The following is a 13751-nucleotide window of genomic DNA, read 5'->3' as shown; positions in this document are numbered from 1 at the left end:
CGGCTCCGCCGGGTAACGCACCCGGCGGCGTACGTCGAAGCCCCCGGCGGGAACCTCGGTTCCCGCCGGGGGCTTCGCGATGGGCTGCTGCGTCGACGCGCGGTCAGGCTGCGTAGGGCTTGGCGTTGAGGATCGTCACCATCGCCGTCTTGCCGTTCGGCAGTTCGTAGCTCGCCTCCTCGCCGACCTTCTTGCCGTTGACTCCCCGGCCCAGCGGCGACTGCGGCGAGTACGTCTCGACGTCACCGCTCGCGTACTCACGGGAGGCCATCAGGAAGGTGAGGGTGTCGCTCTCGTCGCCGTCGAAGGCGATCGTGACGACCATCCCGGGCTCGACGACGCCGTCGTCCGGCGGCGCCTCGCCGACCTTCGCGTTCTCGAGCAGTTGCTGGAGCTGGCGCACACGCAGCTCCTGCTTGCCCTGCTCCTCCTTGGCCGCGTGATACCCGCCGTTCTCCCGCAGGTCGCCCTCCTCGCGAGCCGCCTCGATCTTCTTGGCGATGTCGCTGCGTGCGGTGCCCGACAGGTGCTCCAGCTCGGCCTTGAGCTGGTCATACGCCTCCTGGGTCAGCCAGGTGACGTTGTCGCTGGTCTGGGTCACAGGTGCTCCTTGTCGGTGATGGTTCTGGTGCTGGGGGAACTTCTCATGCGTCTGTGATGCAGCAATCGCCCTACCCAGAAGAATTGCGCCTTCGTGGGTGGGGCGAAACCACGATCGTAACAATTCCGGCAGCGGGACGGCGAATGTTATCGCTCGTCGGCCGCCTGGCAGCCGATGAGCTCGGCGTTGGTGCCCCGCTCGGTGGTCCGGATCGACACCACGGTGTCGACGCGGGTCTTCGGCTCGTCGACGCGTACGTCGCGGACGCCGACCTCGGACTTGTCCGCTGCCAGCGAACGCAGCGTGCAGACGGCGTCGACGTCGGTCTTCTTGCGGACCTCGAGGTGGACCTGGACCTCGGTGTCGGAGACCACCTGGAAGCGGATCAGCTCCCCGGACGCCTTCGAACCGGCCGTCGCGTCGACAGCGCCCCAGGCCACGAAGCCGAGCAGGGCCGTGCCGAGCACGGCGCCGAGGATCTTCAGCCGCCGGTCGGCACGGGCCTCGGCCGAGCGGCCGTAGCGGCCCTCGGGCAGCGTTCGGGGCGCATCGGCCATGATCGTCCCTCCCGGCGGATCGGCTGGCTGAGGCTGACGGCGGAATGAATTGTCAGTCCTCTCAGTCACTATAGAAGCCGGCCTAGACGACCTGTTACCGAGGATTGAATCTGTGAGCGATGACCTGCGGCTGATGGCCGTCCACGCGCACCCCGACGACGAGTCGAGCAAGGGTGCGGCCACCATGGCCAAGTACGTCTCGGAGGGGGTGGAGGTCCTGGTCGCCACTTGCACGGGAGGCGAGCGGGGGTCGATCCTGAACCCGAAGCTCCAGGGCGACGCCTTCATCGAGAAGAACATGCACGAAGTACGGCGCAAGGAGATGGCCGAGGCGCGGGAGATCCTCGGCGTGAAGCAGGCGTGGCTGGGGTTCGTCGACTCCGGGCTGCCGGAGGGGGACCCGCTGCCGCCGCTGCCCGAGGGCTGCTTCGCCCTCAAGGAGGTCGAGGAGGCGGCGGAGCCGCTCGTCCGGCTGATCCGCGAGTTCAAGCCGCAGGTCATCACGACCTACGACGAGAACGGCGGGTACCCGCACCCCGACCACATCATGACCCACAAGATCACGATGGCCGCCTTCGCGGCCGCCGGCGACCCCGCGCGCTACCCGGACGCGGGCGAGCCCTGGCAGCCGCTGAAGGTCTACTACAACCAGGGCTTCAACCGCCCGCGGACCGTCGCGCTGCACGAGGCGATGCTCTCGCGCGGTCTGGAGTCGCCGTACGGGGAGTGGCTGGAGCGGTGGAAGGAGTTCGAGCGCAAGGAGCGCACGATCACGACGTACGTGCCGTGCTCCGACTTCTTCGGGATCCGCGACAAGGCGCTGATGGCGCACGCGACGCAGATCGACCCCGACGGGCCGTTCTTCAGGATCCCGATGGAGGTCCAGCAGGAGGTCTGGCCCACCGAGGAGTACGAGCTGGCGAAGTCGCTCGTGGATACTTCCCTCCCCGAGGACGACCTCTTCGCCGGCATCCGCGACAATTGACCGTGTGAACACCACATTGGCTGCCGACCTCGTCCCGCTCGCCGAGGAGCTGGACAAGAACAAGGTCACGCCGGGCGTCCTCGGCTTCATCGTCTTCGCGCTTCTCGGCGCCGCGGTGTGGTTCCTGCTGAAGAGCATGAACCGGCACCTGGGCCGGGTCGACTTCAAGGAGAAGACCGACCGCGGCGACGCAGGGCCGGGCGGCAGGCGCCCGGACGGCGAGGGCCCGGGAGACCAGGGCCCGGGGGACGGGGGCGACCCGCGTGACGACGCGCCCCGCGGCGATGCGCCGCGGGGGTCCGCCCCCCGCGCGCCCCGCGGCGGGGCCCCGCGCGACGACAGCCCGCGCGGCGAGTCACCGCGCACCCCGGCGCCCGTGGACAGCCCGGCGGACAGGCCGGCGGCCGACAGGCAGCCGGTCGGCCGCCGCCGCTGACGACGGCCGGCAGCGGCCGGGCAGCGGCCGGGCACGACCCCGGCCGACGAGCAGGACCCCACTGACGGGTACGACCAACGGACGGGTACGCCCCTGCCGCCGAGTAGGCGTCAGCCGACGCCCAACGGACGGGTACGCCCCTGCCGACGCCCAACGGACGGGTACGCCCCTGCCGACGCCCAGCCGACGGGTACGCCCCCGCCGACGCCCAACCGACTGGTCCGCCCCCGCCGACGGGTACGCTCCTGCCCCCGGGTGCGGCCGGGCGGCCGGTACGGACCAGGTCCGTACCGGCGCGGTGGGCTGCCGGCTAGCCCGTCAGGGCGCCGTTTCCCGTGGGCGCCGCGCCGTCCAGGGGGACGCCCATGACCTCCCTGGCATGGCGGCTGGGGACCATGCCCAGGCGCCACGCCTGCCAGCCCGTCTCGGGCTCCACGCCGCGCTCCAGCACGAGCTGGAACGTCTCCGCGTAGTCCTCCAGCGCCGGGTCGACGACCCCGCGGCGGCCCGTGGTCGCCGTACGCAGCTCGTCCAGCAGCTCTGACAGCTCCTGCTGCGCCACCGCCGCGCCCACCACCGAGCCGCCCGGCGAGGCGAACGGCAGCAGCGTGCAGCGCAGGAACCGGGCCCACGTGGCCCCGCGCCGGTCGCCTATGCCGCCGAACAGGTCGATCGCCGTGTCCACCAGCTCCAGCGCCTGCCCCGCGCGGCCGTTGCCCGCGTCGATCACCGCCAGCTCGATGCACGACCACGCCTCGCCGTGGGCCACGCCCACCCGGCGGAAGTCCTGCCGGGCGTCCTGCAGCAACTGCCGGGCGAAGCCGCTGTTGCGCAGGGTGCCGGTCTGCTCGGCGCGCAGGTCGCGGGTGACCCGCGCGGAGTGGTGCCGCGCGCAGGCCAGCCCGTACACGTCCCGCATGCGGCTGAACATCGAGCGGGACCGCTCCAGCGCCCGGACCGCCGACTCCCGCTTGCCGGCGCCCTCCTGGGCCTGGCCCAGGTAGTACAGCGTCCACGCCTCGCCGCGCGCGTCGTCGTTCTCCCGGTGCCGGGCGAGGGCCGCCTTGAGCTGCGTCACCGCCGTGGCCGGGTCGGCGGCGACCAGCCGGGCGCGGGCAAGCTGCGTCATCGCCCACGCCTCGCCGCGGCCGTCGCGGGTGCGCGCGTACTGCTCCAGGGCCTGCTCCAGCCGCTCCTCCGCCCCCGGTACGTCGCCCATCCGCAGTTGCACCTGGCCGAGCTGGAAGTGCGCCCACGCCTGGCCGTGCACGCTCTCGCTCTCCTGGTGCAGCGCGAGCGCCTCGTCCAGCAGCTCCAGCGCGTCGCCCAACTGCGCGCGGTCGCGCAGCACGGCCGCGAGCGCGTGCAGGGTCCAGGCGCGGTCGCCGCGCATGTTCTCGCCCTGCTGCATCTGCAGGGCCTCGCGCAGCTTCGCCTCGGCCTCGCGCAGGCTGCCCTGCTGCTGCAGGGTGATGCCCAGGTCGCGCAGGGCGCGGGCGGCGCCGGCGGAGTGCTGCGCCTCGCGGTAGAGATCGACGACGGAGGACAGCGTCGAGCGGGCCTTGTCCAGCTCGCCGAGCTGCCGGGCGGCGACGCCCGTACGCCACTGCACCGAGCGCATCAGCAGACCCTGGTCGGCGGCCTTGGTCAGCTCGTTGAGCTCGCCGAGGCGGTACAGGTCGCCGCGCAGCAGGCAGTAGTCCGCGAGGGCACCCAGCAGATGCAGCACGGCGGCCTGGTCGACGCCCTCGGCGTGCCGCAGGGCGGCCGTGATGAAGCTCTGCTCGTCGTCCAGCCAGCGCAGCGCGGAGTCCAGCGAGGTGAAGCCGTGCGAGCCGAACCGGTCGGCGCGCGTGGACGTGCGCCCGTCGACCAGCCGGATCACCGAGTCGGCCAGCTCCGCGTAGCTGCGGATCAGCCGCTCGTGCGCGGCGGCGCGCACCTCGGGGTCCTCCTCGTCGAGCAGCCGGGCGTACGCGAAGCGGCGCACCAGGTCGTGCATCCGGAAGCGGGAGCCGCGCACGTGCTCCACCAGCCCGGCACGGGCCAGCGCCGTCAGCCGCTTGCCGGCCTCCTCCTCGCCGACATCGAGCAGCGCGGCGGAGGCCGCCGCCCCCAGGCTCGCCCGGCCGACCAGCGACAGCCGGCGCAGCAGCGCCCGGGTCGGCTCCGCCAGGTCGCCGTAGCGCAGCCACAGGGCGCGCTCCACCGGCTCCACCGGCCCGTAGGCGTCCAGCGCCTCGGCGAGCCCGGCCAGGCTGCGCCCGTCCAGCGCCGACCCGGCGATGCGCAGCGCCAGCGGCAGCCCGCCGCAGAGCATTCCGATGCGGTCGGTGGACTGCGCGTCGTACGGCTCCGCGGAGCGCTCCGAGCCCTCCTTCCGCTGGGCCATGGCGCTCAGCAACTCCTCGGCGGCGGTCGGCTCCAGGCCCTCGACCGGCATGTGGTGCACCCAGGCGTCGAGGTCGGGGGGCAGCTCCAGCCGCTCCCGCGAGGTCACCAGCACCAGGCCCTCCGAGCGCTCCGGCACCAGCAGCCGGACCTGCTCGGCGTCGACCGCGTCGTCCAGCACTATGGACACCGGCAGCGACGTCAGATGCTGGTGGTACAGCTCGATGAGCCGGCGCAACTGCGCGTCGTGCGCCGGGCGTTCGCGGAACATGAGCTGATCGCGCGGGGCGCCGAGCCGGTTGAGCAGGTGCAGCAGCGCGTCCCGGGTGGGCAGCGGGTCCTCGCCCATGCTCTGCCCGCGCAGGTCCACCACCACGGCCGCGCGGAACTGCTCGCGCAGCTGGTGCGCGGCGCGGACCGCGAGCGTGGTGCGCCCCGCGCCCGGCGGGCCGTGCAGGATGACCACGGTCGGCTTGGTCTCGGTGCTGGCGCGGCCCTGCTGCACCCACCCGGCGATCTGGGTGAGCTGGGCCTTGCGGCCGACGTAGACCCGGGAGGCCTCGGGCAACTGGCGGTAGGACTGCTCCAGGGTGGCCCGCTGCCGCGCCTCCTGGCTGCGGTTCCGGCGGGCCTGGGGCTCGCGGTCCGTGCCCCCGCCGGGGGCTGCGGTCCGCCCGGGGCGGGCGGCGGCGGGCTCGGGGCGGCTGCGCGTGCGGGTGGTGGCGGCCGAGATCATCCGCTGCTGGTCGAAGAAGGGCCGTACGCCGCGGAGCTCCAGCGCCGTCAGCCACTGCAGCCGGAGCTGCTCGGGCCCCCCGGGCTGCCGGGCGGCGCCCGAGCGGGTGTTGCCCGAGAGCCAGTGGGCCAGGCCGATCTGGATCAGGCCCCCGGTCAGCCCGGCGAGGCCCGCGGCCACCCCGGTCCACAGCGCGGCCGTGGAGCCCAGGCCCTCCTCGGCGGAGACGAGCAGGGCGACGGCGGCGGCGGTGAGCGTCGCGGTCACGGCGGGCCCGATCGACTGCGCGGTGAAGCGCTCGGCGAGCGAACGCCCGCCGGCGGCGGCCTCGTCCAGCGCCCGCACATACGCGCCGTACTCCTCGGCGGCGCGCTCCGCCATGTCGTCCAGCGCCGCGCGCGCCCGGCCGAGCAGCACCTCGCCGTCGGTCCGGCCACCGGAGCGGCGCACTTCCTCTTCGACCGCGCGGCTGAGAAGAAGCTCTGCCTCCCCCCGATGCTTGTCGCGCAGTCGGGACGCTGTGCCCGGCATGTGCTCCCCTCCCATACCCGTCGCTCGCCCGTGCAGTTCCACTGCCAAGTCTTCCGCGTTTCCCGGGCATTCGGCATCCCCTGTGGATAACTCGGCCGGATGACGTGGTGAATGGAGAGCTGATAACACCGCGCATCCGGTCCTTGAGCGGAATTGGGGTACGGGAAATAGGGCGGGCCGGCGGGTACGACGCCGTTGTCGTACCCGCCGGCCCCGACGGCTGCGTACCAGGTCAGCCCAGGCGGGCGACCAGCGCGCGGTACTCGTCCCACAGCTCCTTCGGAGTGTGGTCGCCGAAGGTGTCGAGGTGCGCGGGGATCAGCGCGGCCTCCTCACGCCAGACCTCGGGGTCCACGGAGAGCAGGAAGTCGAGCTGCTCGTCAGTGAGTTCGAGCCCGTCGACGTCCAGCGCGCTCTTTGCGGGCAGTACCCCGATCGGGGTCTCGACGCCCTCGGCCTCGCCGTTGAGCCGTTCGACGATCCACTTCAGCACCCGGCTGTTCTCGCCGAACCCGGGCCAGACGAAGGACCCGTCCGCGTCCTTGCGGAACCAGTTGACGTAGTAGATCTTCGGCAGCTTCGCGGGGTCCGCGGAGGCGCCGGTCTTCAGCCAGTGGCCGAAGTAGTCGCCCATGTTGTAGCCGCAGAAGGGCAGCATGGCGAACGGGTCGCGGCGCAGCTCGCCGACCTTGCCCTCGGCGGCTGCGGTCTTCTCGGAGGCGACGTTGGCGCCGAGGAAAACGCCGTGCTGCCAGTCGAACGACTCGGTCACCAGCGGCACCGCCGTGGCGCGGCGGCCACCGAAGAGGATGGCCGAGATGGGCACGCCCCTGGGGTCCTCCCACTCCGGCGCGATCGTCGGGCACTGCGCGGCCGGCACGGTGAAGCGGGCGTTGGGGTGGGCGGCGGGGGTGCCGGACTGCGGGGTCCAGTCGTTGCCGAGCCAGTCGGTGAGGTGCGCCGGCGGCTCCTCGGTCATGCCCTCCCACCACACGTCGCCGTCGTCGGTGAGGGCGACGTTGGTGAAGACGGAGTTGCCCCACAGGGTCTTCATGGCGTTGGCGTTGGTGCGCTCGCCGGTGCCGGGCGCGACGCCGAAGAAGCCGGCCTCGGGGTTGATTGCGTAGAGCCGGCCGTCGTCGCCGAAGCGCATCCAGGCGATGTCGTCGCCGACGGTCTCCACGGTCCAGCCGCGGACGGTCGGCTCCAGCATCGCGAGGTTGGTCTTGCCGCAGGCCGACGGGAACGCGGCGGCGATGTACGTCGATTCCCCGCGCGGCGGGGTGAGCTTGAGGATGAGCATGTGCTCGGCCAGCCACCCCTCGTCGCGCGCCATGACGGAGGCGATGCGCAGGGCGTAGCACTTCTTGCCCAGCAGGGCGTTGCCGCCGTAGCCGGATCCGTACGACCAGATCTCGCGGGTCTCGGGGAAGTGCGAGATGTACTTCGTCGAGCTGCACGGCCAGGGCACGTCCTGCTGCCCGGGCTCCAGGGGCGCGCCGACGGAGTGGACGGCCCTGACGAAGAAGCCGTCCTCGCCCAGCTCGTCGAGGACCGGGCGGCCCATGCGGGTCATGGTGCGCATGGCGGTGGCGACGTAGGCGGAGTCGGTGATCTCGACGCCGAGCGCGGCGAGCGGGGAGCCCAGCGGGCCCATGCAGAAGGGGACGACGTACATGGTGCGCCCGCGCATGGCGCCGCGGAAGATGCCGCCCTCGCCGGAGGCGCCGGTGAAGACCTCGCGCATCTCGGCGGGGTCCATCCAGTTGTTGGTCGGGCCGGCGTCCTGCTCCTGCTCGGAGCAGATGAACGTACGGTCCTCGACCCGCGCGACGTCGGTCGGGTCGGACGCGGCGTGGTACGAACCGGGCCGCTTGACGGGGTCGAGCTTCGTGAACGTGCCCTTGGCGACGAGCTCGGCGCACAGGCGGTCGTACTCCGCCTGGGAGCCGTCGCACCACACGATCTCGTCGGGCTGGGTGAGGTCGGCGATCTCCTGGACCCAGGAGAGGAGCCCTTCGTGCTTGGTCGGGGTGGCCATGAGTGCTGCTTGCTCCAGATGTCGAGGGTTTTGGGATGTTACTTCTCTGATGTCACATCTATCTGGTTTTCAAGACCGTTACCCCTTGGGGGCGCCGACCCGGTGGCCGCTCATATGAGCCCATCCGGTGTCGGCTGTGCGCTCGTTTGATGATGATGTAGCTCAGACGTCGTGTCCAGCCGATCTCCGCGTGAACAGCGCCACTCCAGCGGCCGTCACCTACGGACGCGTCGGTAGCATGGGCGCATGAGTGCGACGGGCGAGGGAGAGTTGCAGCGGGTCGCGAGTGCCGCAGCCGCCGCGCTCAAGCCGCGGCTGCGCGGCTGGCTGCACGCGGTGATGTTCCCGGCGGCCCTGTTCGCGGGGGTGCTGCTGACGGCGCTTGCCGAGAGTCCGCGCGGCCGTCTGGCCTGCGCCGTCTACACGTTGACGGCCTGTCTCCTCTTCGGCGTCAGCGCGCTCTACCACCGCGGCGACTGGGGTCCGCGGGCCCGGGCCGTGCTGCGCCGGCTCGACCACGCCAACATCTTCCTGATCATCGCCGGCACGTACACGCCGTTCACGATCCTGCTGCTGGAGGGCGGCAGGCAGCAGGCGCTGCTCTGGTTCATCTGGGCGGCGGCGCTCGCCGGGATCGCGTTCCGCGTGCTGTGGGTGGGCGCGCCGCGGTGGTTGTACACGCCGTGCTATATCGCGATGGGCTGGGCGGCGGTGTTCTTCCTGCCGGACTTCATGCGCGCGGGTGGTATTGCGGTGCTCGTGCTGGTGGTCGTCGGCGGCGTGCTGTACAGCGCGGGCGGGGTGATCTACGGGATCAAGCGGCCGAACCCGTCGCCGCGTTGGTTCGGCTTCCACGAGGTCTTCCACTCGTTCACGCTGGCGGCGTTCGCCGTCCACTACGTGGGGATCTCGCTCGTGGCGTACCAGCACGGCTGAGCTGTACGGGGTGTGCGCACCCCGCGGCCCGGCTGTCCGGGTGATCCGCCCGTGTCGGCTCCTTGCCTTCCCGGGCGGAATGCCGCGGGGGTGCTGTTATCGGTGGGTACTACCATCCCCATTCCTCGTGGAGGCAGAAGATGCGCATCCGTACGCTCGCCCGCTCCCTCGCCACCGCCGCCCTCGTTGTCGGCATCGCCGGTGCCGGCGCGGCTTCGGCCCAGGCCAACTCGCACTCGAAGCCCGTCAAGCCGTGCTGCTCCAAGTGGTCCAACACGGAGATCACCAAGAAGAGCCACAAGGAGATCAACAAGATCAACAAGACCTGGAAGAAGACCGACGTCGACGTCGAGATCGAGCCCAACATCAACAACCGCATCACGGGCAACCAGTTCACGGAGATCAGCCCCAAGACGACGATCGTCTTCGGCCCGATGCAGAGCTTCGAGATCGACCCGGTCATCGTCTGACTCCCGGTCCGCCGCGGCAGGGTACTCGCGGCGCCACGCGGAGGCATTCCCCACGGATTCCCGGGTCCGGCCCGCACGTCATCGTGCGGGCCGGACCTTTGCCGTGCCCGCGGTTCCCCGGCTTCCCGCGGGAGGGTGCCGGCGGTGCCGTCCCGGGTCTGGCGTGCAATTGTGGAAGTTGCTACTTTTTGAAAGTGGCCTCCAGGATGCGTTGGTGGGCTCTCGGCGGACTCGTCGTCTCCGTGCTCGTGCTCGGGTTCGACCTGACGATCCTCAATGTCGCGCTGCCCGCCATGGCGGCGGACATCGGCGCCGACACGGGCGAGTTGCAGTGGATCGTGGATGCGTACGCGGTGGTCCTGGCCGCCTGCATGCTCCCCGCGGGGCTGCTCGGGGACCGGTTCGGGCGGCGCCGGATGCTGGTGGCCGGGCTGGTGATCTTCCTGGCCGGCAGCCTCCTCGGGCCGTTCGCCGCCAGCCCGGCCGGGGTGATCGCCGCGCGTACGGTGATGGGCCTGGGCGGGGCGCTGATCATGCCGATGGCACTCTCCGCCATCCCCGCGCTCTTCGCGGACGGCGAGCGCGCGAAGGCCGTCGGCGCGGTGACCGCCGGCATGGCGATCGGCATGCCGGCGGGGCCGCTGCTGGGCGGCTGGCTGCTCGACCACTTCTGGTGGGGCGCCGTCTTCCTGCTGAACGTCCCGCTGGTGGCCCTCGGCATCGCGGCGGCGCTGCTGCTGCTCCCCGAGACCCGCGACCCCTCGGCGCCGCGCGTCGACCCGGTCAGCACGGTGCTCAGCGTCCTCGGGCTCGGCGCGCTGGTCCTCGGCGTCATCGAGGGGCCGACGCGGGGCTGGGGCGATCCGCTGGTGGCCGGGGCGCTGGCCGGCTCCGCGGTGCTGCTCGGCCGGCTGGTGCTGCGGGAACGGCGCGCCGCCCGGCCGATGCTGGACCTGGAACTGCTCGGCAACCGCGCCTTCCGGTGGAACGCGATCGTGGCCCTGCTCGCCACCTGCGTCACGGCGGGCCTGCTGTTCGTACTGCCGCCGTATCTGCAGGCGGTCCTGGGCAACGACCCGTTCGGCACGGGGCTGCGGCTGCTGCCGCTGACGGCGGGGCTGCTGGTGACGGCGCGGGCGGCGCCGCGGCTGACGGCCCGGTTCGGCTCGCAGGTCGTGGTCAGCGCCGGGATGGCGGTCTTCGCGTTCGCGATGCTGTTCGGCAGCCGTACGGACGTCACCGGCGGGTACGGCTTCACGGCGGTGTGGCTGACGGTCACCGGCTTCGGCCTCGGGTGCACGCTCGTGCCGACCGTGGACGCCGCCCTCGGCGCGCTGCCCGCGAGCCGGGCGGGCCGCGGCACGGGGCTGCTGACCACGGTGCGGCAGGTCGGCGGCGCCATCGGGGTGGCCCTGCTGGGCAGCCTGCTGAACGGGGTGTTCACCGACCGGCTGGACGCCGAGGGGGTGCCGGGGGCCGCGGCGGAGCAGGCGCGGGAGTCCGTGGCCGCGGCGCACGCCGTCGCCGAGCGGCTGGGCGACCCCGGGCTCGCCGCGTCGGCCGACGCCGCGTACGTGCACGGCATGGGCCAGGCGCTGCTCCTGTGCGGCATGGCCGCACTGCTCACCGCGGTCGTCACCGCCGTGCACCTGCCCGACGCCGGGCGGGAGGAGAAGGGCGGACCCGAGCCCTCCTGGAAGGAGGGGAAGACGGGCCGCGGCGCCTCCGCCTCCGCCCCGCACGGCACGATGAGCGGCACGGCGGCCTTCCCGGCGGCTTCGGTCGCGCGGGGCGCGGGCGTACGTCGCGGGTCGGGGGAGGGCACTCCGTCCGGCGCGTGACGGCATCCGGTGCGTACGGCGTACGGCGCGTACGGCGCGTCAGCCCGGTGAGGGTGCGGCAGGGGTCATCCGGGCGCGCAGCTCTTCCGGCCGGGTCACCGGGGCGGCGCAGACGAAGTGGCGGCAGACGTACGCGGCGGGGGCGCCGTCGACGAGGGGGCGGCCGGCGAGGAGGGGGACGGTGTCCGGGTCACGGGACACCGCGGGGCCGGGCTGGGGCGTACCGGAAGGCGCACCGGACGGCGGGCCCACCGCGACCGCCGCGCCCGGGGCGGGGGTCAGGAGGGCCGTGCGGTGGAGTTCCGCGCGGCGGGGGTCGTCCTCGGGGCCGACGACGGCGACCTCGCGGGGGCCGTCCAGCGCCGCCTCCGCCGCCGCGAGACCCCAGCCCACGAAGCGGGGCGCCCGCGGGCCCAGCCGCGCCACGATGCCGAGGGCCTGCTCGCCGGCCCCGCGGTGCCGTTCGCTGCCGGTGTACGCGGCGTAGGACAGCAGCGCCGCGGCGGACGCCGTCCAGCCGGACGGCGTCGGGTTGTCCGTCGGGTCCTGGGGGCGCCGGATGAGCCGTTCGGCGTCGTCGGCGGTGTCGTACAGCGTGCCGCCCTCGCCCCGGAACCGGTCGAGGACGGTGCCGAGGAGCAGCCCGGCGAGGTGCAGCCACGTGCCCTCGCCGGTGACGGCGGTGAGCGTGAGGAAGCCCTCCGCCACGTCGGCGTAGTCCTCCAGCACCCCGGCGCTGTCGCCGGCGACCCCGCCGCGCGAGGTGCGCACCAGCCGCCCCGCCGTGCCGGGCCCGCCGGTGCCGTCCGCCATGTGCACCCGTACCAGCAGGTCCGCCGCGGCCGTCGCGGCGTCGACGAGGTCGGGCCGGTCGAAGTACGCGCCGATCTCGGCGAGGGCGGCGATGGCCAGCCCGTTCCACGCGGTGACCACCTTGTCGTCGCGGAACGGCCGCGGCCGTGCCGCCCGCGCCGCCGTCAGCCGCTCCCGTACGGAGGCGATCAGCTCGCTGTCGAACGGCGTCCCCGTGTCCGGCAGTTGCAGCACCGAGGCGCCCTCCTCGAAGGTCGCCGCCTCCGGCGCCTCGGGCACGCCGTAGTACGCCCCGGCCAGCGCCGCGTCGTCCGCGCCGAGGACGTCGCGCAGCTCGCCGGGCGTCCACACGTAGTACGCGCCCTCGGCGTGCCCGCCGCCGTCCGGCCGGTCGCTGTCGGCGTCGAGCGCGGAGGCGAAGCCGCCCTCCTCGGTGCGCAGTTCGCGCACCAGGAAGTCCGCGGTCTCCAGCGCCACCCGCCGCGCCTGCTCGCTGCCGGTCGCGCGCCACAGATGGGCGTAGACGCGGGCCAGCAGGGCGTTGTCGTAGAGCATCTTCTCGAAGTGCGGGACGACCCACCCGGCGTCCACCGAGTAGCGGGCGAAGCCGCCGCCGAGCTGGTCGTAGATCCCGCCGCGGGCCATCGCCTCGCAGGTGGCCTGCACCATCTCCAGCGCCGCCGCCGAGCCGGTACGGGCGTGGTGGCGCAGCAGGAACTCCAGCACCATCGCCGGCGGGAACTTCGGCGCACCGCCGAACCCGCCCCGTACCGCGTCGAACTCCTTCGACAGCTCCAGCAGCGCCGCGTGCAGCTCCGCCGCCCCCGGCGCCCCGTCCCCGGCACCGCTCAACGTCCGCCCCGCGAGGTCCGCCGCCACCCGCGCCGCCACCTCGGCGACCTCCCCGCGCCGGTCCGCCCACGCCGCCGCGACCCCGCGCAGCACCTGCCGGAACGACGGCATCCCGCCCCGCGGCCGGGGCGGGAAGTACGTCCCGAAGTAGAACGGCTCCGCGTCGGGCGTGAGGAACACCGTCATCGGCCACCCGCCCTGGCCGGTGGCGGCCTGCACCGCCTCCATGTACACGGCGTCGACGTCCGGCCGCTCCTCACGGTCGACCTTGATGCTGACGAACCCCGCGTTCAGCTCCGCGGCGGTGGCCTCGTCGGCGAAGGACTCCCGGGCCATCACGTGGCACCAGTGGCAGGAGGCGTAGCCGACTGACAACAGTACGGGTACGTCGCGCTCCTTCGCCTCCTCGAACGCCTCGTCGCTCCAGGGCCACCAGTCGACGGGGTTGTCGGCGTGCTGAAGCAGATAGGGCGAGGTCGCACCAGCCAACCGGTTCATGCGAACCAGCCTCTCACGCCGCCACAGCTCTGCTCGTACTCAGCGTCCTGACCGGGAGGGACA

At 73.0% G+C, this 13751-nt stretch carries 10 protein-coding genes; 5 read left to right on the top strand and 5 right to left on the bottom strand.

Annotated features, from left to right (window positions below; genetic code table 11):
• Positions 1-103: 103 nt before the first annotated feature.
• On the bottom strand, positions 104-601 hold the full coding sequence (gene greA / locus B124_RS13100; protein WP_496502957.1) for a transcription elongation factor GreA: 498 nt from the start codon (positions 599-601) through the stop codon (positions 104-106).
• 146 nt (positions 602-747) lie between these two features.
• Positions 748-1158, bottom strand: a complete 411-nt coding sequence (locus B124_RS13095) for a DUF4307 domain-containing protein (RefSeq protein ID WP_496502956.1) — start codon at positions 1156-1158, stop codon at positions 748-750.
• A gap of 112 nt (positions 1159-1270) precedes the next feature.
• On the opposite strand from B124_RS13095, the gene mca reads away from it, so the two are divergent.
• Both mca and B124_RS13085 read left to right on the top strand, forming a co-directional pair.
• On the top strand, positions 1271-2143 hold the full coding sequence (mca, locus tag B124_RS13090; RefSeq protein ID WP_496502955.1) for a mycothiol conjugate amidase Mca: 873 nt from the start codon (positions 1271-1273) through the stop codon (positions 2141-2143).
• Positions 2144-2147: 4 nt separating this feature from the next.
• Positions 2148-2579, top strand: coding sequence for a hypothetical protein (locus B124_RS13085; RefSeq protein ID WP_496502954.1), 432 nt, complete (start codon positions 2148-2150; stop codon positions 2577-2579).
• A 310-nt stretch (positions 2580-2889) separates the two neighbouring features.
• On the opposite strand, the gene B124_RS13080 is transcribed toward B124_RS13085, so the two are convergent.
• Positions 2890-6156, bottom strand: a complete 3267-nt coding sequence (locus B124_RS13080) for a tetratricopeptide repeat protein (RefSeq protein WP_496503035.1) — start codon at positions 6154-6156, stop codon at positions 2890-2892.
• 313 nt (positions 6157-6469) lie between these two features.
• Positions 6470-8278 carry a phosphoenolpyruvate carboxykinase (GTP) gene (locus B124_RS13075; protein ID WP_496502953.1) on the bottom strand — a complete coding sequence of 603 codons (1809 nt, stop codon included), beginning with the start codon at positions 8276-8278 and terminating at the stop codon, positions 6470-6472.
• Between the two features lie 246 nt (positions 8279-8524).
• On the opposite strand from B124_RS13075, the gene trhA reads away from it, so the two are divergent.
• From trhA to B124_RS13060, 3 genes are all read left to right on the top strand, one after another.
• A complete protein-coding gene (gene trhA, locus B124_RS13070; protein WP_496502952.1) occupies positions 8525-9214 on the top strand; it encodes a PAQR family membrane homeostasis protein TrhA in 690 nt (229 codons plus the stop codon).
• 140 nt (positions 9215-9354) lie between these two features.
• Entirely contained in the window at positions 9355-9684 is a 330-nt protein-coding gene (locus B124_RS13065; protein ID WP_496502951.1) for a hypothetical protein, read from the top strand.
• Between the two features lie 206 nt (positions 9685-9890).
• Positions 9891-11525: an MFS transporter gene (locus B124_RS13060; protein WP_496502950.1), complete on the top strand. Its 1635-nt coding sequence runs from the start codon at positions 9891-9893 to the stop codon at positions 11523-11525.
• Positions 11526-11564: 39 nt separating this feature from the next.
• Here B124_RS13060 and B124_RS13055 read toward each other — a convergent pair whose 3' ends face one another.
• Positions 11565-13688 (bottom strand): thioredoxin domain-containing protein, encoded by a 2124-nt coding sequence (locus tag B124_RS13055; protein ID WP_496502949.1) that lies wholly within the window; start codon positions 13686-13688, stop codon positions 11565-11567.
• Positions 13689-13751 lie beyond the last annotated feature (63 nt).

It is taken from the genome of Streptomyces sp. CNP082 (assembly GCF_059570535.1).
Note: the sequence above shows the minus strand (reverse complement) of the source record. Positions and strands in the feature narration are given on the sequence as shown.